The 19,327-nt window shown below is 70.4% G+C and carries 18 protein-coding genes; 7 read left to right on the top strand and 11 right to left on the bottom strand.

Annotated features, from left to right (window positions below; all coding sequences use genetic code 11):
• Positions 1 to 16: 16 nt before the first annotated feature.
• The gene (locus tag CIK71_RS02800; RefSeq protein WP_096163651.1) at positions 17 to 2,308 is read right to left on the bottom strand and encodes an MMPL family transporter; all 2,292 of its coding nucleotides are present in this window, start codon (positions 2,306 to 2,308) and stop codon (positions 17 to 19) included.
• A 151-nt stretch (positions 2,309 to 2,459) separates the two neighbouring features.
• Here CIK71_RS02800 and CIK71_RS02795 point away from each other — a divergent pair, with 151 nt between their 5' ends.
• Positions 2,460 to 3,614: a winged helix DNA-binding domain-containing protein gene (locus CIK71_RS02795; protein ID WP_096163752.1), complete on the top strand. Its 1,155-nt coding sequence runs from the start codon at positions 2,460 to 2,462 to the stop codon at positions 3,612 to 3,614.
• Between the two features lie 45 nt (positions 3,615 to 3,659).
• A complete protein-coding gene (locus CIK71_RS02790; protein WP_096163650.1) occupies positions 3,660 to 4,577 on the top strand; it encodes a rhomboid family intramembrane serine protease in 918 nt (305 codons plus the stop codon).
• A gap of 745 nt (positions 4,578 to 5,322) precedes the next feature.
• Here the strand turns inward: CIK71_RS02790 and CIK71_RS02785 are convergent.
• Positions 5,323 to 5,952 (bottom strand): pyroglutamyl-peptidase I, encoded by a 630-nt coding sequence (locus tag CIK71_RS02785; RefSeq protein ID WP_096163649.1) that lies wholly within the window; start codon positions 5,950 to 5,952, stop codon positions 5,323 to 5,325.
• A 196-nt stretch (positions 5,953 to 6,148) separates the two neighbouring features.
• Between CIK71_RS02785 and CIK71_RS02780 the strand changes: the two genes are divergently transcribed.
• A complete protein-coding gene (locus CIK71_RS02780) occupies positions 6,149 to 6,802 on the top strand; it encodes a GNAT family N-acetyltransferase (RefSeq protein WP_096163648.1) in 654 nt (217 codons plus the stop codon).
• 70 nt (positions 6,803 to 6,872) lie between these two features.
• On the opposite strand, the gene CIK71_RS02775 is transcribed toward CIK71_RS02780, so the two are convergent.
• Both CIK71_RS02775 and CIK71_RS02770 read right to left on the bottom strand, forming a co-directional pair.
• Complete coding sequence (locus tag CIK71_RS02775; protein ID WP_096163647.1) at positions 6,873 to 7,388, bottom strand: lamin tail domain-containing protein; 516 nt, start codon at positions 7,386 to 7,388, stop codon at positions 6,873 to 6,875.
• A 204-nt stretch (positions 7,389 to 7,592) separates the two neighbouring features.
• Complete coding sequence (locus tag CIK71_RS02770) at positions 7,593 to 8,132, bottom strand: hypothetical protein (protein WP_141393684.1); 540 nt, start codon at positions 8,130 to 8,132, stop codon at positions 7,593 to 7,595.
• A 384-nt stretch (positions 8,133 to 8,516) separates the two neighbouring features.
• Between CIK71_RS02770 and CIK71_RS02765 the strand changes: the two genes are divergently transcribed.
• A complete protein-coding gene (locus CIK71_RS02765) occupies positions 8,517 to 9,482 on the top strand; it encodes a C2 family cysteine protease (RefSeq protein ID WP_176485507.1) in 966 nt (321 codons plus the stop codon).
• Positions 9,483 to 9,484: 2 nt separating this feature from the next.
• Positions 9,485 to 9,769 (top strand): hypothetical protein, encoded by a 285-nt coding sequence (locus CIK71_RS02760; RefSeq protein ID WP_096163644.1) that lies wholly within the window; start codon positions 9,485 to 9,487, stop codon positions 9,767 to 9,769.
• Positions 9,770 to 9,794: 25 nt separating this feature from the next.
• Here CIK71_RS02760 and CIK71_RS02755 read toward each other — a convergent pair whose 3' ends face one another.
• From CIK71_RS02755 to CIK71_RS02740, 4 genes are all read right to left on the bottom strand, one after another.
• Positions 9,795 to 11,612: an ABC transporter ATP-binding protein gene (locus CIK71_RS02755; RefSeq protein ID WP_096163643.1), complete on the bottom strand. Its 1,818-nt coding sequence runs from the start codon at positions 11,610 to 11,612 to the stop codon at positions 9,795 to 9,797.
• Complete coding sequence (locus CIK71_RS02750; protein WP_096163642.1) at positions 11,609 to 13,582, bottom strand: ABC transporter ATP-binding protein; 1,974 nt, start codon at positions 13,580 to 13,582, stop codon at positions 11,609 to 11,611. Before CIK71_RS02750 ends, CIK71_RS02755 begins: the two co-directional genes overlap by 4 nt.
• Positions 13,583 to 13,840: 258 nt before the next feature.
• Positions 13,841 to 14,194, bottom strand: coding sequence for a hypothetical protein (locus CIK71_RS02745; protein WP_096163641.1), 354 nt, complete (start codon positions 14,192 to 14,194; stop codon positions 13,841 to 13,843).
• Between the two features lie 76 nt (positions 14,195 to 14,270).
• On the bottom strand, positions 14,271 to 15,740 hold the full coding sequence (locus tag CIK71_RS02740) for an alpha-amylase family glycosyl hydrolase (RefSeq protein WP_096163640.1): 1,470 nt from the start codon (positions 15,738 to 15,740) through the stop codon (positions 14,271 to 14,273).
• 176 nt (positions 15,741 to 15,916) lie between these two features.
• Between CIK71_RS02740 and CIK71_RS02735 the strand changes: the two genes are divergently transcribed.
• The gene (locus tag CIK71_RS02735) at positions 15,917 to 16,705 is read left to right on the top strand and encodes an alpha/beta hydrolase (protein ID WP_096163639.1); all 789 of its coding nucleotides are present in this window, start codon (positions 15,917 to 15,919) and stop codon (positions 16,703 to 16,705) included.
• Positions 16,706 to 16,721: 16 nt separating this feature from the next.
• Here the strand turns inward: CIK71_RS02735 and CIK71_RS02730 are convergent, their stop codons facing one another.
• A complete protein-coding gene (locus tag CIK71_RS02730) occupies positions 16,722 to 17,234 on the bottom strand; it encodes a hypothetical protein (protein ID WP_096163638.1) in 513 nt (170 codons plus the stop codon).
• Positions 17,235 to 17,379: 145 nt separating this feature from the next.
• Here CIK71_RS02730 and CIK71_RS02725 point away from each other — a divergent pair, with 145 nt between their 5' ends.
• Complete coding sequence (locus tag CIK71_RS02725; RefSeq protein WP_096163637.1) at positions 17,380 to 17,664, top strand: YciI family protein; 285 nt, start codon at positions 17,380 to 17,382, stop codon at positions 17,662 to 17,664.
• Positions 17,665 to 17,710: 46 nt separating this feature from the next.
• Here the strand turns inward: CIK71_RS02725 and CIK71_RS02720 are convergent, their stop codons facing one another.
• Together CIK71_RS02720 and CIK71_RS02715 are read right to left on the bottom strand one after the other, a co-directional pair.
• Complete coding sequence (locus CIK71_RS02720; protein ID WP_245857266.1) at positions 17,711 to 18,226, bottom strand: hypothetical protein; 516 nt, start codon at positions 18,224 to 18,226, stop codon at positions 17,711 to 17,713.
• Between the two features lie 84 nt (positions 18,227 to 18,310).
• Entirely contained in the window at positions 18,311 to 19,225 is a 915-nt protein-coding gene (locus tag CIK71_RS02715; RefSeq protein ID WP_096163750.1) for a LysR family transcriptional regulator, read from the bottom strand.
• Positions 19,226 to 19,327: the final 102 nt, after the last annotated feature.

The following is a 19,327-nucleotide window of genomic DNA, read 5'->3' as shown; positions in this document are numbered from 1 at the left end:
GAACCCTCGATGCCGGTCAGGAGGTGGGCTTGGAGGGCCACCACATCCGGTCGCCGATCAGGGCGAACAGGGCCGGGACCAGCACGGTGCGCACCAGCAGGGTGTCCAGCAGCACGCCGAGGCCCACGATGAGGCCCAGCTGGCCGAGCACCACGAGGGGCAGGACGCCCAGGGCTGCGAACACCGCGGCGAGCACTACGCCGGCGCTGGTGATGACCACTCCGGTGGAGCCGACGGCCCGCACCATGCCCTGCTTCGTGCCGTGCTCGGCGGATTCGTGCCGGGCGCGGTGGACCAGGAAGATCGTGTAGTCCACGCCGAGGGCCACCAGGAACAGGAAGGCCAGCAGCGGGACGGTCACGTCGAGGGCGGGGATGTCGAACAGCAGGCGCCCGGCCCACAGGCCCAGGCCGATCGCGGCGACCGAGCTGGCCACGTTCACGGTGAGCAGCACGAGCGGTGCGACCACGGCCCGCAGCAGACCAATCAGCACGATCAGCACGACGGCGAGGATCATCGGCGCCACCACCAACAGGTCGCGGGTGGAATCGGCCCGTACGTCCATGGCGCTCGCCGTGGTGCCGCCCACCAGGGCGTCGGCTCCGGAGAGGTCGTGCAAGGTGTCCCGCAGGCCCTCCGCCTCGTCGATCGCGGCGGGGGACTCGGGCTCGGCAGTGCCGACGGCGGAGAGCACGGCCCAGCCGTCGGGCGTGGTGCCCGTGACCGAGGCGCGGTCGATGCCGGGCACGTCCTCGGCGGCGGCGAGCGCCGCATCCGTGCCTCCGCTCATGTCCTCCCGCACCACGATCTGATGCGGGGCGCTCTCGCCGGCACCGTAGTGCTCGGCCATCGCGGCGAAGCCGGTGGAGGACTCGTTGGCGGAGGCGAACTGCTCGTCCTGCGACAGGCCAACGCGGGTGCCGATCAGGCCGGTGGCCAGCACGCCCATCAGCACCAGAGAGATCACGGCGGCGAAGAGCGGACGCTTCGTGACAGTACGGGCGACGGTCGCGAACGGCCCGTGCTCGGCGTCGTCGCGGCGGCCCGAAGCGCTCTTCATGCTCTCCGCGCTCTCCCCAGTTTCAGCACCTGCCTGGGTGTCAGCGATCCCTACGGTCGCTGCGACCCCTGTGGTCTCTGTGGTCTCTGCGACCCCTGCGGTCTCGATGCGCCCCGCCGTCTCGGGCTTCGGCACGAAGGGCCAGAACACCTTGCGGCCCACGACGGCGAGCAGCGCGGTGAGCGGGAACAGCACGGCGATGACCGCGACGAGCAGCCCGGCCGCAGCGGCGATGCCGAGGCCGCGGGTGGCGGGCATGACGGCCGCCAGCAGGGTCAGCAGTGCGAGCACCACGGTGACGTTGGAGGCGATGATCGCCGGCGCGGTGCGGACCCAGGCGGTGCGCAGCGCGGCGCGATGGTCCTCATGCGCATGCAGCTCCTCGCGATAGCGGGAGATCAGCAGCAGCGCGTAGTTGGTGCCCGCGCCGAACACCAGCACGCTGATCACGCCGGCGTCGAAGGCCAGGGCGAACTGCTCGCCCAGCATCGAGGTGAGGGCGCCGGCGGCGCCGTCGGCGAGGGCCACGATCGACAGCGGGATCAGCCACAGGATCGGGGAGCGGTAGGTGAGCAGGAGCAGCACGGCCACCACGGCGATGGTGACGGCGAGGAGCTTGAAGTTCGCGCCGGAGAAGGCGCCGCGGATGTCGGAGCCGACGGCGGGGCCGCCCGTGACGGACACGGAGAGCTGCTCGGGGGCGGACTCCGCTGCCGCATCGCGCAGGTCCGTGATCATCGCGTCCATCGCGTCGTTGTCGGCCTCGGAGTCGACCGTGGTCATGACCAGGTCTGCCTCGCCGTCCTCGGCGGGCATCGGTCCGACGGCGTCGCGGCCGGAGACCTCGGCGAGGTTCTCGCCGAGGGTTTCGATGGCGGCCTTGTCGTCGGCCGTGAGCGCCGTGCCGTCCTCACGCGTGATGACGGCGAAGACCGGCTGATAGCGGTTGCCCTCCATGGTGTCTGCGATGGCTGCGGCGCGGGAGGACTCCGAGGAATCCGGCAGGGCGTCCATGCCGGCGGCGGGGCCGGCGCCGCGCAGGCCGCCGGCCATGGCCAGCAGCAGCGCGACGAAGACGGCGAGCATCACCCAGGCCGAGCGGCGGCCGGTCAGGCCGCCCGCGATCCGGGATCCGATGCGCCCGAGGGGGCCCGGAGGAGTGTCGGCCGACGACATGGTGACGTCGTCACCGGGGCCGACGGGGTCGTCGGCCAGGTGGCTATGGTTGGTGGGAGAGGGTGCAGGCACGGTGGGTCCTTCATCTGAGAAGCGCAGGTCACGGCCGGGAAATCGTCCCGCCGTGGAGTGTTCTCCACGCTATGGACCCCCGGTCGTCGGCGGATCAACCATTCGATGTATTCGCTGCTCGGCCGTGGGTGGCGGCGGCTACCCTCGGCGCATGACGCAACGGCACCTGGCTGGAGTCCGGATCCTCGCCCAGGGACTCGTCGGCTCACCGCGCTTCGGCGGGCCGACGGAGGTGGCGCGTGCCTTCGGCGCGCATCAGGGGCAGGACGTGGCCGGCGTGATGGCGTCGCTCGCCCTGCGCACCGGCGGGGACCTGGACGCTGTGCTCGCTGCGTTCGATCGCGGGGAGATCGTGCGCGGCTATCCGATGCGCGGCACCGTCTTCGCGGTCGCCGCCGACTCCCTCGCGTGGCTCACCGAGCTGTGTGCCGCGGTTCCGCTGCGTGCGGCGATCTCGCGGCGCGGCCGGCTCGAGCTCGAGGACCACCACGTGGCTCGCGCGCAGGAGGTGCTGGAAGCGGTCGCGACGGAGCACTCGGTGCCCGGGATCGGCCGGGGCGTGCTGCGCAAGGAGCTGCTCTCCGCCTGGGAGGAGGCCGGTATCGCCACTGGTCAGGGTCGCGGGTACCACGTGCTGAACGAGCTGATCTCCGCCGGTGTCGCCGCGTACGGCCCATGGCGGGACGGGGAGACCGCCGTGGTGCTCGCGCAGGAGTGGCTCCCCGCGGGCACCGATCTCCAGGGCGCCTTCGGGGGCGACGAGGTCGCGGCGACCGCGGAGCTCGCGCTGCGCTACTTCACGACGCACGGACCGGCGGGGGAGCGGGACCTCGCCTGGTGGACCAAGCTCCCGCTGCGCACGATCCGTGCCGCCATCGCGCAGGTGCAGGACCGGCTCGAATCCGGCTATCTCGATCGCACCGGCAGGCTCCACGCCCGTGCGGAAGAGGCCCGTGGGGGTGACGGGCAGCAGGTGTGGTGCCGTCCGGGCCTGCCCGAGGAGTACGCGGCGCGGGCGAAGGAGGCCATGACCGAGCTGCTCCTGCCGGGATTCGACGAGCTGGTGCTCGGATACCGCGACCGGCTGTTCCTGATGGACGACGACGGCCATCAGTCCCTGGTGCCCGGCAACAACGGCGTGTTCAAGCGCGCCGCGATCCGCCGGGGCGAGGTGGTGGGCACATGGACCCGGAAGGGCGCCGCCGGCAGACGCAGCCTGGTGCTCTCGGAGCTGCGATCGGTCAGCGATGCCCAGCGACGACGCTTCGAGAGGCTCTTCGCCGCGTTCCCGTACACCGTGCCGTGACCAGTACCCCGGTGTCGGCCCAGGTGCCCGTGATGGAATGGGCTCATGGAACGCCCCAGCTACGGCTACAGCGCCGAGGACAACTCGGATCCGCAGGCCGCACCGCCCGTCTGCCCTCGGCACCCCGACCGGGTGAGCTACGTGCGCTGCAAGCGCTGCGACCGCCCTGCCTGCCCGGACTGCCAGCGCCCCACCTCCGTGGGTGTGCTGTGCGTGGACTGCGAGAAGGAGCTCTCCCGCGCGCAGGCGGCGTCCCGCCCGCGCAACGCGATGGGCGGCAGCATGGGCAGGAGCAAGCCCTACGTGACCTACGCGGTCATCGCGCTCTGCGTGCTCGCCTACGTCGGGCAGACGGTCATGCCCGACGTGGTCTACCAGCTCGGGGTGTTCTCCCCGTTCCGGATCCTCGCCATGCCCTGGACGTTCCTCACCGCCGGGTTCCTGCACGGCGGTGTCATGCACCTGCTGCTGAACATGTACGCGTTGTGGATCGTGGGCCAGTATCTGGAGCAGACGATGGGTCATGTGCGGTTCGCGGCCGTGTACTTCGTCTCGCTCCTCGGCGGTCATACAGCCGTCTACGTCCTCGCCGATCCGATGAGCAATGCCTGGTACGGCGGGACGCTCGGGGCCAGCGGCGGTGTGTTCGGCCTGTTCGCAGCGATGTTCATCGTGAACCGCAGGCTCGGTGGCCGGACCGCGCAGATCCTGGTGCTGATCGGGTTGAACCTGGTCATCACCTTCACCATCCCCAACATCTCCTGGCAGGGCCATCTGGGCGGCCTGGTCATCGGCGGTCTCCTCACCGCGGGCATGTTCGCCCTGCGCCCCAAGGCCTCCCCGGGCGCCGACCGCCAGGCCCTCGCCAAGCGGTCTGCGGCGCTGCACGCCGCAGCGGTGGCTGGCGCGGTGCTGCTGTGCCTGGTGCTCATCGCGGTGAAGACCGTGACTCTGCCGATCTGAGCCGGGACCGACAACGTCGGGGCTGACAAGACCGACGGACCGACGGGCTACGGACCGACGGGACCGACAGACCCACAGGGCCGACGGCACTGACGGGCTATGGACCGTCAGAGCCGACGGGACGGGCCGGGGCAGCGTACGCGCTGCCCCGGCCCGTTCGTCCTGTGGAGGGCGAACCCCCGATCGAATGACAACGGTGTGACTATCCCCAGTTGTGGATAACTTTGGGGACGAACTGCGGTCCGGCGGGGGGAAAACCCGGCGAGGGTGTGGAAAACCGGGGATGCGTTGTGGACAGACGGTGGGTGTGGACGCAGAAGTGCGACGGAACGGACATCGGGCAACCACTGTCCACCGAGGCGCGGCAGGGCGACGACCACCCTCTGCCGTCTGAGGAGCTGCGACGTACGACGCCGTATCACGCCGAACGGAGTCGGTGCGAAAGTTTCATGACCTGCGGTTTCGTCGTGTTGGCCGGGTTGGCGGCGCAGTGTGCCGCCAGTGCCGGAGATTGTGGATCAGTGTCATCCACACGTCTGCCGCGACACGCCACGCACATCCCTCGTACCTGCGGAACTACAGGTCTGTCATTCGTCCACGACTGTGGAGATCGTTGTGGATAACTTCTGTATTCAGGCGTGGCGCGATGTTCACGGACTGTGGTTGTCCCCCGTGAGCCCCGATGTGCACACCCGCGCCGCCCTGTGGAGGACCGATGGGCGCCGGATATCCCCAGCGCGTGGCGTCAGTGCTCGGCGCCGCCCGTGACGGACAGGTCCGCCTCGGTCTCCAGGGCGGTGAGGGTGAGGGTCACGAGCGCCCGCGCGCCGTTCTCGGGTGCGACGACATCCGCCGAGGGGACGTGGACGAAACCGCCACGAGTCCCCGCGAGGCGCGCGTCGGTCTCCAGCACGTGCTGCAGCCGGTAGAAGACGTCGTTGCACACATAGGTCCCGGCCGTCTGCGAGACCGCGCCCGGGATGTCCTCGGCGGCCAGCGCCGCGACCATGGCCTTCAGGGGCAGCGTCGTGAAGTGGCCGACAGGCCCGCCCGGCACCACGGGCTCGTCCACCGGGGAGGCGCCTGCGTTGTCGGGGATGCGGGCATCGCGCACGTTGATCGCGACCCGCTCCGGCGTGATCCCGCGACGCCCGGCAGCCAGCCCCACGGCGATGACCAGGCGGGGGCGATGCTCGAGCACCGTCTGCTCGAGCAGGTCACCGGCACGCTCGAACTCCACCGGCAGCTCGAGACCCTCTACGACGAGGCCGTGCTCTCGCAAGGCGGGGACCGCACGTGCCACCGCCTGCCAGGACTCGTTCACGGAGGCCTCGGCGAAGGGCTCGAAACCGCTCAGCAGCACATCGATCGTCATGGGGACAGCGTACGGAGCCGCACGACGGCAGCCCCGCAGTCGCACGCGGGCAGCCCCGGAGCCGCACGACGGCAGCCCGCGAAGAACGACGTCGGCGTGACCCGGCAGAAAGGCGTCGCCGGGGCCTGGGAGACAGTCGTCCGTCCCCGAGGAAAAGACGTCGGCGCGCCCCGGTGCGTCGCGCTAACCTGTGCCGATGACGATCCCGGACCTCGCCGCCGAGTACCCTCCGTACGGCCTGCGCCTGCACGCCGGCGACCTCACGCTGCGCACGCTGGCCGAGGACGACCTGCTCGAGTACGCCCAGCTGCTGCGTCGGCCGGTCTTCGAGGACCCGGAGTCCCCGCAGGTCTTCCCCTGGTACAAGACCGACCCCGAGATCCGGGTGCGGGAGGCGCTGCGGTTCCAGTGGCGCCTGCGCGCGGCGGTCTCACCGCACGAGTGGACGCTGCCGCTGGGGATCTGGGCCGACGGCCGACTGATCGGCTGTCAGGACGTCGCCGCGGAGCGCTTCGCGCAGCGGCGCACGGTCACGTCCGGCTCGTGGCTCACGCTCGAGGCGCACGGCAAGGGCTACGGGAAGCTCATGCGGCAGGCGATGCTGGTCCTCGCCTTCGACCACCTGGGCGCGACGCGGGCCGAGTCCTCGGCCGTGCTCGGCAATGCGGCGTCGTTCGCCGTCTCGCACGGTTGCGGCTACGTCGAGAACGGCACGGCGGTGGGCCCGCAGCCGGGAGACGCGCTCATCGAGCAGCGCTTCCTGGTCACGCCGGAGACCTTCCGTCGGCCGACGGTCCCGGTGCAGGTCGAGGGCGTTACGCCCGCCCTGAAGGAGCTGCTCGGCGCCTGAAGGGTCGTGCCCCTCAGACAACGCGCCTCACCAAGGCGCCGCTCCTCAGCAGCTCAGGGGCCGCACGTCCTCAGCAGAATGCCGTGGTCGTGGTGGTGCGCACCGTCTTCTTGGTCGCCTTGGGGTGCTTGCCGCCCTTGTACGTGCAGGACTCCAGCAGCTTGCCCTTGGCGTTGTAGGTGCGGGCCGTGTCCCCGGTGTTGTTCCAGACGTAGCCCTTGTTGTTCCAGTACAGGGTGCTCGCCGTGTTCTTGCCCTTGCCGGTGCGGATGGTGAGGGTCTTGCCGGCCTTGAGCTTCGTGCCCTTGGGGAACGCGAACTTCTTCGGGCCGCTGTCGCGGAGCACGTACCCGGTGAGGGTGAGCGTGGACTTCCCGGTGTTCTTCACCTGGATGTACTCCTTGGTGAACAGGGAGTTCTTGGCGTAGTCCTTGCCGGGCGGATCGTAGTAGACCTTCACGATGTCCAGCGGCTTCTTCACCGCTGCGTCGGCAGCCTGGGGAGCGATCGCCAGGCTCGCGGAGAACAGGAGGGCGACGAGGAGGACGGTCAGGAGACGGGCGCGCGACACGATAGAGGAGAGCATGGGTGCCTCTGGGGGTGAGGGCGATCCGCGGGTGGCCGGCCGAGAGCGGCGCTGCTCCTCAGGATCGAGGTGATTGAGTGTTCAGGCAATGTAGCGCGCCGCGGGCCTGCTGCGCCATGACTTCGGAGAACCTGCCATGACGGCTCGATCACAGGCTGGTCGCAGGTGGCAGGTCGCAGGTCGCAGGTCGGCGTGAGGATGACGTCAGTGCAGCAGGCGCTCGTCGCAGGGCTGGTCCCGCGTGTCGACCTGGGCGCTCCACCGCAGGGTCACGGCCGGACGGCTCGGGCGGGACTCGATCGTGAGGTGGATGCGTCCGCCGGTGTCGTCGTGGGCAGTGAAGATCTGCATCGGCATGGGGTAGTCGTCATCGAGCTCGAGCTCTGCGAACCCCTGTGCGCTGAGCACCTCCTGCGCCGCATCCACGATCGGCCCGGCATCCGGAGGCTCCGGGTCGCCCGTGCTCGGCGGCCGGCCGCTGGCATAGGAACCGGCCGAGACCCAGCACTCATCGTCAGAGCCGGTGATCCCCAGGGCACCGGTGTCACTGGTCAGAGCGGTTCCCTCCTGAGTGATCGCCCTGGCGACCTCTTCCGTGATCGGCTCGTACTTCTCCGCCGCGTCGTGCGCCTCGAGCCGGACGTCGGCGCTGCAGGCCGCGACCGCGAGCATCGCCCCGACGGCCGCCACCAGGGATGTCGCACGCAGGGGCCTGCGGCGTGTGCGCGGCCCGGAAGTCTGCACAGAGGTGTCCTTGATCGTCAGGGCGGAGCAGGCGGTCGGCGCCGGAGCATCGACCCGGAGCATCGTCCCGGTGCGTCGCGCCGAGGTTATCCACAGTGGAGATCTCCTCCCGGTGGGTGAGGCCCCCATCGTCATACGCTCCCTGCCAGATCGCCACGGGACGCGGCGAAATGTGGATGACGAAGAGATTCTGGAGGATCGATGTTCCTGGGGGCGGAGACGGAGGGGGTCCGTGCGCATGCCGACGCCGTGCGTGCCGGAGCGTCGACGATGGCGACGCTTCTAGGGGCACTGAGGTCGAGCACTGCGGGTGTCGACTGGCGAGGAGGGGACCGGAGCCAGTTCGATGCCCGGGCCCAGGACGCCTGGGCAGGCACGACCGTCATGATCGATGTGCTGCGCAGGCTCGCCGAGGTGATGGACGCCGAAGCGCAGCAGCAGGACGAGGCGTCAGCGGGTGAGGGGCACGGCGCGGCGGATCTGCTCGCGAACGGCAGGCGTGATCAGGATGATCCCGAGATCGTCACCGGGAAGATGCGCAATGCGGTCCCGTACCGGAGGTCTGAGGAGGAGGCGGAGAGAAACATCGGGTCACGAGGTGTCGACCAGGGCAGCGTCAACGACTGCTGGTTCCTCGCCTCCTTGATGGGCATTGCCGAGCGCGACCCCGAGTACATCCGCGAGCACCTGTGGCGCAACGACGACGGCACCTGGACCGTGCAGATGTACCGGGACGGCGAGCCCGTCGAGATCATCGTCGACTCCGAGTTCTCGCCGGATGCCGTGGGCCATCGCGTGCCCGTGCTCGATGCGGACGGCGAGGTGATCCTGGGGTCCGACGGACAGCCGATGATGAGGACGGAGGCCGGCGGCTGGCCGGCGATCTACGAGAAGGCCGCGGCGGAGTACCGCAGCGAGTACGGGGACTCCTCGTACGAGAGCCTCGACTACGGCTGGGGCGACGAGGCGTACGAGATGCTCACCCCGGGCGACGTGGAGCGCACGGGACAGGCTGGTTTCGCGGGGATCCGCAAGCGCTTCGAGAGCGGTCCGGTGACCGTGGCGTCCGAGCATCCGCAGGATGCTCGCCTGTACCCCTACTGGGAGGGACGGGTCGACGACGCGACGGTCGTGCCGCGCCACGAATACAACGTCGCGGGCTTCGTGCCTGCAGGAGAGCCCGCGCCGGACGGCACCGTCTCCTCGGAGGACCGGATCCACCTCGAGAACCCCTGGGGCCCGGACGGAGGCTCGCTCGGCGGCACGGCCCGTGCGGGGGACCTGTTCATGACCGAGGATGAGTACAGGGAGAACTTCCGCGGGGTGTCCTCCGTGGACATGGGAGGCTGACGATGGACATCGAAGAGATCACGATCGACCAGGGCGCCCAGTGGAGAATGGAGGACCTCCGCATCGGGATCGTCCGGGTGGGGGAGCACGAAGGCTCCGACGCCGCCGAGCTCCTGGTGCGCTCCGACGCAGAGGCGCGGCACGCTCTCATCACGACGAGCGGGCGCGACGCCGACGTCGGAGGATGGCGGATCTCCCTGCTGTCCGCCACACGTCCCGAGGACCGCAGCCGACGCGAGACGGTGCGCCTCCGGGCAGTCCGGGGCGCGGCCGGCGCCGGACCGTGAGGCCCGTGTCGGCCACTCCGTCAGCTCACATCGAGTCCTGCCAGGCCTGGTACAGCGCCGCGAAGCGACCGCCCTGAGCCACCAGCTCCTGCGGGGAGCCGTCCTCGACCACCTCTCCGCCGTGCACCACCAGCACTCGGTCGGCGATCATCACCGTGGTGAGGCGGTGGGCGATGAGCAGCGAGGTGCGGTGCCCCAGCAGCTTGGTGAGGCCTTCCTGCACCATCCGCTCCGAGGGGATGTCCAGCGAGCTGGTGGCCTCGTCGAGGATCAGCACGCGCGGATCGGCGAGGAAGGCTCGCGCGAAGGAGATCAGCTGGCGCTGACCCGCCGAGACGCGGCCGCCGCGCTTGCTCACATCGGTGTCGTAGCCGTAGGGGAGAGCCTCGATGAAGGAGTCGGCCCCGATCGCACGGGCGGCCGCCTCGATCTCCTCGCGGCTCGCACCGGGGTTGCCGAGCGCGATGTTGTCCGCGACCGTTCCGGAGAACAGGTACGCCTCCTGGGTGACCATGACGATGTTGCGGGTCAGGTCGTCCATGGAGATGTCGCGCAGGTCCACTCCGTCCAGCTGCACGCTGCCCTCGGTCGCGTCGTAGAAACGCGAGATGAGCTTGGCGACGGTGGACTTCCCGGCACCTGTCTGTCCCACCAGGGCGATCGACTGCCCGGCGGGGATGTGCAGGTCCAGCGGCTGGAGCACCAGCGGGCCGTCCTCGGTGTACCGGAAGGAGACGTCCCGGAAGTCCACCTGACCGCTCGAAGCGGTCAGTGGGGTGGGGTTCGGGGCCTCCTTCACGTGCGGCTGGACGGCCAGCAGGTTCGCGATCTTCTCGAGCGCCGACACTGCGGACTGGAAGGCGTTGTAGAAGTTCGCGATCTCGTCGACCGGCTGGAAGAAGCGACGTGAGTACAGCACCAGCGCGACCAGCACACCGACCTGCAGGTCTCCGTGCAGCACCCGGAAACCGCCCACGACCAGCACGGCCGCGATGGTCACGTTGGCCAGGATGCGCAGCGCCGGCTGGTAGATGCCGAACACGTTCACCGAGCGCAGCGACGCGTCCCGGTAGTCCTGGGCGAGAGTGTCGAACTCGGCCTGGTTGCGGCCCTCCTTGCGGAACGCCTTGACCGCGCGGATACCGGCCATGGCCTCGACGAAGTGGACGATCAGCCGCGCGGAGTGGGTACGGATCGCGCGGTACTCGACGCTCGAGCGCTTCTGGAACCACATGGTCAGGAGGACGCAGGGGATCAGCATCAGCAGCATGACCGCACCGGTCACCCAGTCCATCTTCACGATCAGCACGATCGTGAACACCATGGACAGGAAGGCACCCACCATGACGTTCACGCCCGAGTCCAGCAGCTCCCGCAGGGCCTCCATGTCGGAGGTCTGGCGCGAGACGATCCGGCCGGAGGTGTAGCTCTCGTGGAACTCCAGGTCCTGGCGCTGGGTGAAGCGGAAGACCCGACGCCGCAGGGACAGCAGCATCTGCTGCCCGACCACGACGGACTGTCGAACGTATCCGAAGGTCAGGACCCCGCCCACGATCGCGGCGCCGATGTGCAGCGCCGCGGCCTGGAAGGCAGGGATCGGATTGCCGCGCATCAGCTCGGGCAGGCCGGTGTCGATGCCCCAGGCGATGATCGCGGGCCCGGCGACCACGGCGAGCTGGGCGACCACCACCATGAGCGCCATCAGCGCGAACTTGCCCTTCACCGGGGAGATCAGCTCACCGAGGAGGGCGAAGGAGCGGGAGCGGGAGAGCTTGTTCTCGGCGGCGGTGGGGATCCGCTGCTCGTCGCCGTCCTGATCGGGTTCGGTGGTCGTCGTGCTCATCGGTCCTCCTCCCCACTGGTCTGCTCGGTGCTCTGCCCGCCCACGGCGGGGATCCCGGAGGTCACGGTCTGCTCCCGCCCGGAGGACGCCCCCGGTGGCTCGCCCGATGCGTCAGGGCTCGAGGGATCGGCCGACGGTTCGGACGCGCTGGCTGCCTGCTGGATCGCGCTGAGCTCGAGCTCCCCGGTCAGGGTCTCGATGTCCTGGTCGCGGCGCACCTCCTCCTCCTGGTTGGCGATCACCCAGCGGTAGCGGGGTGAGGTCTTCATCAGCTCCGTGTGGGTGCCGACGGTGATCACCCGGCCGTGGTCCAGGAGGGCGACGCGGTCGGCGAGGGCGACCGTCGAGGTGCGGTGGGCGACGATCAGCGTCGTCGTGCCCGCGAGGACCTCGCGCAGTCGGCCGGTGACCGTCTCCTCGGTCTTCGTGTCCAGGGCGGAGAGCGGATCGTCGAGCAGCAGCACCGCGGGACGGGCGGCGATCGCCCGGGCCAGCGCCAGGCGCTGGCGCTGACCGCCGGACAGGCTCATGCCCTCCTCGCCGATGGGGGTGCCGACGCCGTCCGGCAGGTCGAACGCGAAGGTGGCGTCGGCCGTGCGGAGCGCGAGCTCGAGCAGCTGCTCGCGCTCCTCCTCGGACAGGGATGCCGCGGCGCCCAGCAGCACGTTCTCCCGCACCGAGTCGGAGAACAGGGTGGCGTCCTCGAAGGCGACGGCGGTCAGCGTGCGCAGCGTGATCAGGTCCATCTCCCGCACGTCGACGCCGTCGATCGTGATCGCTCCGGCGGTGACGTCGTACAGGCGAGGAACCAGCTGCAGCAGCGTGGACTTGCCGCTCCCGGTCACACCCACCAGGGCCATGGTCTCGCCGGGGCGGATCTCGAGATCGACACCGTCGAGCACGTCGTTCACGTGGTCCGGGGCGTCCTCGTAGCGGAAGTGGAGGCCGTCCAGACGCACCGCGCCCACAGCCCGGGCCGGGTCCACGGCGACCGGCTCCTGCGGCGAGGTGATCCGGTTGGCCGCATCCATCACGTCGTAGTGACGGTCCAGCGCGGTGGTGGCGTTCACGGCCTGGCCCAGGAGCATGCCGAGCTGGCGCACCGGGCCGACCACGAGGGTGGCGGTCGCGAAGTAGGAGGCCAGCTGACCGGTGGAGATCGAGCCGTTCGCGGTCAGGTGCAGGCCCACCAGCAGTGCCGCGCCCAGAGCGAGCTCGGGCAGCATGAACATGAACATGTCGAAGCGGGCGATGGCGGTCGCCTTGCGCACCTCGGTGGTGCGCAGCTCCTCGGCCTGCTCGGTGAAGCCCTCGAGCGCCGATGGGCCTCGCCCGAAGGCCTTGAGCACCCGGATGCCCTGCACGGACTGCTCGATGGTGGTGGCCAGATCGCCGTTCTGGTCCTGGGAGCGGCGCGAGAGGACCGAGAAGCTGCGGTTGAAGCGGTACGCGATCACCGAGACCGGCACAGCGGCCAGGAAGAAGATGATCGCCAGGATCGCGGAGGAGCGCCACAGCAGGGCCATGCCCACCATGACGGTGACGGCACTGGTCACCGCCATGATCATGCCGAACGCGATCCACCGACGGATCTGGCTGATGTCGGTGAGCATGCGCGAGAGCAGCTGACCGGACCCCCACGCGTCGTGGAAGGAGACCGGCATGTTCTGGACCTTGCGGTAGAAGTCCACGCGGATGAGCTTCTCGACCGTGGTCGACGGTGCGACCGCGAAGGTGCGGCGCATCCAGATCAGGGCGGCCTCGACCAGGCCGAGGGCGAGCACGATCGCGCCGCCGGTCCAGATGGTAGCGGCGACGGCGTCGCTCTCGAGGCGGTTGACGATGAATTCGAGCACCTGGGGGATCATCAGCGCCACGATGGAGGCGGTGAGTGCACTGAGAAGGCCCAGGTAGAGGCGGAATCGGATGGGGCGGACCGTCTGCCAGAGGCGGCTCATGGTGCCGAGCATGGGGGAAAGGAGTCCTCAAGGATTGCGCTGTCCCGGCGGTCGGGATGAAGTCTTAGCCTAGTCAACTATTCCGACGTTAGAAAGCGGTTTAGCGGGGCGAGATGCCCTTTGAGGCGACGTTCCTGCGTTGCTGAGGGGTGGGCGCCCGCCCATCCCGCGCTCGTCCGCGCCCGCCCATTCTGCGCCCATCCTGCGCTCGTCCGCGCTCGGCCGGGCCGCGCTCGGTCGTGCTCGCTCTGGCCGCGGCCGGTCCTGGCCTCAGGCCGTGGGGTCGGCGGGGCTCCAGTCGCTGTAGGCGGCGTCGGAGAGCAGTGCGGAGGCGCCTGCGGCGGCGGCGGTCACGGTCAGCACGGCGGGCCAGGAGCCGATCTTCTTCGCGAGCGGATGCGAGAGGCCGAAGCCGAGCATGTAGGTCGCGCCGAGCACCGCAGTGGTGGCGGGGCCGCGGCGTGCCAGCCAGGTCCGGCCGGCGTAGATCCCGGCTGCCGCGAGCACCACGCCGCCGAGCGGGCGGACACCGGTCTCGCGGGCCGTCAGCCACCCGCCGATCAGGCCAGCGGCGACGACAGGGGCGGTGTGCACGGACTCGGCGGACTTGATCGTGATGCTCATGGTCCCGAGCCTACGACTGGTCGGTGTGCGGAGGCTGAAGCGGGCGCTCGTCCGTCTCACACCGCACGGCGATCTCTCACCGCACCACGGCGATGCCGTGCGCAGGCACCACGTCCCGTGCGGCCGGGCCGACGCCGTCGAGCAGGTCCGCGCCGCTGAGGGCCTCGATCACCTCGCCGGGAGCCGGCCGGGCCTCCTCGCCGAGGTTCAGCACGAGGGTGAGCGACGGCCCGACAACGCCCTCGCCCAGGTCCTCACGCTCGCCCTCATGCCCGCCTTCGTCCTCGCCGCTCGAGCGCGCGCTGAGCACGATCTCCGCATAGGTGTTCTCCAGCGTCCCCTCCCGCACGGCGACGTGGGCGCTCGACAGCCAGGGCTCCCGGCGGCGCAGGGCGAACAGGCGCTGATGCACCTCGAGGATGCGCGGGGCGGCGTCGGCGCTGAGCACCTCCAGGGGATGCGTCGCCCGGGGGTGGGCCGCGGTGCCGGCCGCGGCCGGATCGTCGGGGAAGGCGGGGCGCACCGCGTCGTCGCCGCCGGGACGATCCTCCTTGAGGCCGGTCGCCCCGAGCTCGTCACCCGCATAGACCGCGGGGATGCCCGGCAGCAGGGCCAGCAGGGCGTAGGCGGCGGCGAGGTCGCGGCCGTCGGTGAGCTGGGAGGCGATGCGGGTGGTGTCGTGGTTGCCCACGAACGTCAGCGGGTGCGCGCCGCCGTCGGCGTCGAGGAACTCCTGGTGACGGCCCAGCGCATGGGCCAGCTCGAACAGGTTCTGCTCGCGCAGGCCGGACCAGATCGCCTTCCACAGCTCGTACTGGGTGATCGAGGTGGCGCCGGACGCTTCGGCGATCGCGGGATAGTCGCCATGGATGACCTCGCCGAGGATCCATGCCTCGGGGTGCGCGGCGCGCACGCGCTGCAGGATCGGCGCCCAGGCGTCGGCCCCCGCGGCATACATCGCGTCGAGGCGCCAGCCGTCGATCCCTCGGCCCAGCCACAGGGTCATGATGTCCACGATGGCGTCCTGGACGACGGAGTCGGCGAGGTTCAGCTCGACCAGATCCGGGTTGCCCTCGAAGCCGTACGGATGCTCACCGGACCAGCGGATATGGGCGCCCTCGGGACTGTTCGGACCCACCGAGATCGCACGTCGGGCCACCGGGTGCTGGTCGGAGACGTGGTTGAAGACGCCGTCGAGCACCACGCGGATCCCCCGCTCATGGCAGGCGGCGATCAGTGCGTCGAAGTCGGCGTCGTCCCCCAGCCGCGGATCGAGACGACGGTGGTCGAGGGTGTCGTAGCCGTGGGAGACGGAATCGAAGATCGGGTTGAGGATCAGCACGTTCGCGCCGAGGCCGAGGAGGTGGTCGAGCCACCCCTCGAGGCGTCGCAGGCGGTGCACCACGTTCTCGCCGTCGGCCCCGCCGTAGCCCTCGCCGCCGAGGTCCTCGCGATGCCGGGGCGCGCCGCAGAATCCCAGCGGATAGACCTGCCAGCAGATCGCGTCCCGGATCCAGGACGGGGTGGAGGGAGTCGTCGTGTTCATGCCGCCATCGTAGGTGCGACGTGTTCAATGGACCGTGAGCCGCGACCTCGCGCTCGCGCCGCCAGGCGTCCGCCTCCTCCGGAGCGCATCACTCGGTGCGCGCCGCACCGCCACTTCAGCACCGTCATCTCAGCACCGCCACCTCTGCACCGCCACCACCTCAGGAGTGATCCCCCATGATCCGCATGCGCGTCGACTTCTTCGCCGAGTCCCTCGGGATGGGCACCTCGATGGTGGTGCTGATGCCCCAGGCCGCCTCCGGGATCGGCATGGAGGGGGCCGATGCGACGAACGGGCCGGGAACCACGGCCGACGGAGTCCCGGTGCTCTACCTGCTCCACGGCCTCAGCGACGACTGCACGATCTGGGAGCGCCGCACGTCGATCGAGCGCTATGCGACAGAGAAGGGCATCGCCGTGGTGATGCCGGAGGTGCGGCGGTCCTTCTACTGCGATGAGGCGGTGGGGGAGAAGTACTGGACCTACGTCTCCGAGGAGCTCCCCGAGCTCGTCGCGCGCACCTTTCATGTCTCCACCGCGCGCGAGGACACCTTCGTGGCAGGGCTGTCGATGGGCGGCTTCGGGGCGTTCAAGCTTGCGCTGAACCACCCCGACCGCTTCGCGGCGGCTGCGAGCCTGTCCGGTGCGCTCGATCTGCCCCGCCTGGACCTCGGCGACAGCTCGGGTCACCTGTTCGAGCGGGTCTGGAACGGTCGCCCCCGCACCGGGACGGCGGACGACCTCGTGGGCCTGCTGGGCGCCGTCGACCCCTCGAGCGTGCCCGCGCTCTTCCTGGACTGCGGCACGGAGGACTTCCTGGCCGCGGACAACCGACGCTTCATCGACGCCGCGGAGCAGCACAGCGTCGACCTCACCTCGCGGCTGCGCCCCGGCGACCACGCCTGGGAGTTCTGGGATCAGAGCATCCAGGACGTCCTGGACTGGCTGCCGATCCGAGGCCGATGAGGGGAATCCTCCCGCCTCAGCGGCCCGCCTTCGCGTAGAGCGCCTGGAGCTTCTCCGGCGAGAACGGCTTCGCGAGCGCGATGATGCCCATGACGATCGCCGTGATCGGCCCGGCGACCACGACCCACAGCCCCAGCGGGACCAGGATGAAGGCGGGCCAGATCGTGTCGTCGCCGATGATGCCCGCCTCGCCGAGCGGAATGAGGACGCCGAACCCGAACCCGAAGAACAGGACCGTCACGAGCAGCGAGACCGCGCCGAAGAGCGCGGCACGGGTGCCGACGGACCGGGCCACCGGGTTCCGCTTCCGCTGGACCAGGCCGGTGACGAGCATCGCGATCGAGGTCGCGAGGATCGCGAGACCGGGGAACGAGAGGAAGCCGAGCAGGCCCAGGGCCCACGCGATCCGTCCGTCGTCGCCGACGGAGGTCGGGAGGTGCTCCGGCCGCAGCTCTGCGGAGGTCTGCGGGAGCAGGGGCCGCTGGGGAACGGGCTGGGGCACCGATTGTGGGGCGTTCTGCTGCGACATGCTGATCAGAGTAGCCAGCCGGCGGGTCCTGTGCCGCCGTGGAACGGTCCGTCGGACGGACTCGGCCGTGGGGCACGATGGTCCTGTACCCGCGCGGCCGGCGCTCGTCGTCCGCTCGTCCGCTGCCCCGACCCCAGGAGCGATCATGGCCCTCTTCGCCGTCCAGTACACCTACACCGACGATGCCGAGCGGGTGCAGTCGGTGCGCCCCGAGCACCGTGAGCACCTGCGGGAGCTGCACGCCGAGGGCACTCTGCTGCTCGCCGGTCCGCTCAGCGGCGCCCCGGGCGCTCTGCTGATCGTACGGGCCGACTCCGAGGAAGCGGCCCTGGCCGCGCTCGACGGCGACCCGTTCCAGCGAGAGCGCATCATCGTCGACCGCAGCGCCCGGGAGTGGAGCGTCTCGATCGGTGACCTGCCCGGCGCCTGAGCCGAGTGCGGCGCCGGAGTCGGCGAAGCGCATCGCGGCGCCGCGATCAGTCCTCTGGCTGCTCGGTGCCCGTCGCACGCTGAGCACCTGCGGCCTGCATGTCCAGCAGCTGCACGACGCTCGCGGCCGGCGTGGCCTCGTCCCCGACGATGACCAGGGGGATCGCCTCGTCCCCGCCGTGACCCGCGAGGAACTGCTGCGCCGCGGGATCCTGGTAGACGTTCACCCAGATCACGTCCTCCCGCGGGCTGCGGATCGCCGTCTGCAGGCGCGCCGAGAGGGGGTTCCCCGGCGCCCACAGCACGATGGCCACGTCGTCGGCGCGGCGTTCGAGGGCGCTGGCGAGCGGGGTGTGCGGTCCGGCGCGGAGCGGGCTCGTCCAGTACGCCATGAACAGGCTGAACAGCACGACGGCGATCGCTGCGATGTACTGGTCGGCGAGCACCAGCAGGCCGGTCAGGAGCAGCCCGCCCACGAGCAGCAGTGCAGGCCGCAGCCAGGCCTTCAGCGGGGCGCGGCGGCGCGTCACGGCGGCAGGGCCGGGGGCATCGGGGCTGGTCATGATTCCAGGGTAGGCGTGCTCACTGGGTGGGTGCTCAGAGGAGCGCGCCCCCGAGGGCTGCGTGCGCCGAGTGCGCGGATCTGCTCAGATCATCGCCGCGGTGGACAGCCGGGCGTTCGTCTCGGCCGCGATCGCATCACGCAGGGCGCTGACCGCAGGGATCGCGAGCGCGCCACGACGGTTGATCAGCCCGATCATGCGGTTGTCGAGGTCGGGCAGGGTGCGCACCACGACGTCCGCGTTCGGGGCGGCCTCGAGCGAGGTCTCGGGCATGAGCGCCACACCGCCGCCATGCATGATCAGGCGCTGCACCACGATCGTGTCGTCCGTCGAGTGGCGGATCTTCGGGACGAAGCCGGCACGGCGCGCACTGCTGAGCAGGTTCGCCCGGCAGCGTTCGCAGCCCGCGACCCAGGAGTCCTCCGCGAGGTCTCCGAGGGTGAGGTCCGGATCCTCGGCGCGGGGATGATCGCGCGGCAGCAGCGCCAGGACGCGGTCCTCCATGAGCGGGGTCCACTCCAGAGTGCCCTCGTCGTCGATGTCGCTGCAGGGGTAGCGGAACACGAGCGCCAGATCGAGGTCGCCCTCGCGCACCGCAGGGATCGCGTCCGGCGGCTCGAGCTCGGAGAAGGTGACTTCGAGATCAGGGGCGGAGTTCGAGAGAGTCGCCAGCACCGGCGGCAGCAGCACCGCGGCGGCCGACGGGAAGGTCCCGAACTTCACGGTGCCGCGGCGCAGCGCGGTGATGTCGGCGAGCTCCTCCTCGGCGGCGTGCAGCTGCGCGGCGATCGCCTCGGCGTGCGCGGCCAGCCGGCCTCCGGCCTCGGTGGGCGTGATCCCGGACGACGAGCGCAGCAGCAGCTGCGTGCCGACCTCCTTCTCCAGGGCCGCGAGGTGCTGGGAGACAGCGGGCTGGGTCCAGCCCAGCTCGCGCGCGCCGGCACCGATCGAGCCGTTGCGCACGACGGTGCGGAAGATGAGGAGACGACGAGGATCCATGCCGACCATGGTAGTCGCGCCTGGCAAGCTGTGCTTATGGGGCGGAGCGCGACGAGTCACACGGGCGCGGAGGACGGCTCACCCGGGTAGGTGCCGACGGAC

Origin of the sequence: Brachybacterium alimentarium (genome assembly GCF_002332425.1) — a bacterium.
In the GTDB taxonomy this organism is placed as follows: Bacteria; Actinomycetota; Actinomycetes; order Actinomycetales; family Dermabacteraceae; genus Brachybacterium; species Brachybacterium alimentarium.
This window is presented reverse-complemented; position numbering and strand designations above follow the sequence as displayed.

Excerpts from the sequence above, each read along its gene's own strand:
- CIK71_RS02795 (WP_096163752.1), top strand. The coding sequence starts at position 2,460 with ATGACGCAACGGCACCTGGCTGGAGTCCGGATCCTCGCCCAGGGACTC.
- CIK71_RS02790 (WP_096163650.1), top strand. The coding sequence starts at position 3,660 with ATGGAACGCCCCAGCTACGGCTACAGCGCCGAGGACAACTCGGATCCG.
- CIK71_RS02785 (WP_096163649.1), bottom strand. The coding sequence starts at position 5,952 with ATGACGATCGATGTGCTGCTGAGCGGTTTCGAGCCCTTCGCCGAGGCC.
- CIK71_RS02780 (WP_096163648.1), top strand. The coding sequence starts at position 6,149 with ATGACGATCCCGGACCTCGCCGCCGAGTACCCTCCGTACGGCCTGCGC.
- CIK71_RS02775 (WP_096163647.1), bottom strand. The coding sequence starts at position 7,388 with ATGCTCTCCTCTATCGTGTCGCGCGCCCGTCTCCTGACCGTCCTCCTC.
- CIK71_RS02765 (WP_176485507.1), top strand. The coding sequence starts at position 8,517 with ATGATCGATGTGCTGCGCAGGCTCGCCGAGGTGATGGACGCCGAAGCG.
- CIK71_RS02760 (WP_096163644.1), top strand. The coding sequence starts at position 9,485 with ATGGACATCGAAGAGATCACGATCGACCAGGGCGCCCAGTGGAGAATG.
- CIK71_RS02755 (WP_096163643.1), bottom strand. The coding sequence starts at position 11,612 with ATGAGCACGACGACCACCGAACCCGATCAGGACGGCGACGAGCAGCGG.
- CIK71_RS02750 (WP_096163642.1), bottom strand. The coding sequence starts at position 13,582 with ATGCTCGGCACCATGAGCCGCCTCTGGCAGACGGTCCGCCCCATCCGA.
- CIK71_RS02745 (WP_096163641.1), bottom strand. The coding sequence starts at position 14,194 with ATGAGCATCACGATCAAGTCCGCCGAGTCCGTGCACACCGCCCCTGTC.
- CIK71_RS02740 (WP_096163640.1), bottom strand. The coding sequence starts at position 15,740 with ATGAACACGACGACTCCCTCCACCCCGTCCTGGATCCGGGACGCGATC.
- CIK71_RS02735 (WP_096163639.1), top strand. The coding sequence starts at position 15,917 with ATGATCCGCATGCGCGTCGACTTCTTCGCCGAGTCCCTCGGGATGGGC.
- CIK71_RS02730 (WP_096163638.1), bottom strand. The coding sequence starts at position 17,234 with ATGTCGCAGCAGAACGCCCCACAATCGGTGCCCCAGCCCGTTCCCCAG.
- CIK71_RS02725 (WP_096163637.1), top strand. The coding sequence starts at position 17,380 with ATGGCCCTCTTCGCCGTCCAGTACACCTACACCGACGATGCCGAGCGG.
- CIK71_RS02720 (WP_245857266.1), bottom strand. The coding sequence starts at position 18,226 with ATGACCAGCCCCGATGCCCCCGGCCCTGCCGCCGTGACGCGCCGCCGC.
- CIK71_RS02715 (WP_096163750.1), bottom strand. The coding sequence starts at position 19,225 with ATGGATCCTCGTCGTCTCCTCATCTTCCGCACCGTCGTGCGCAACGGC.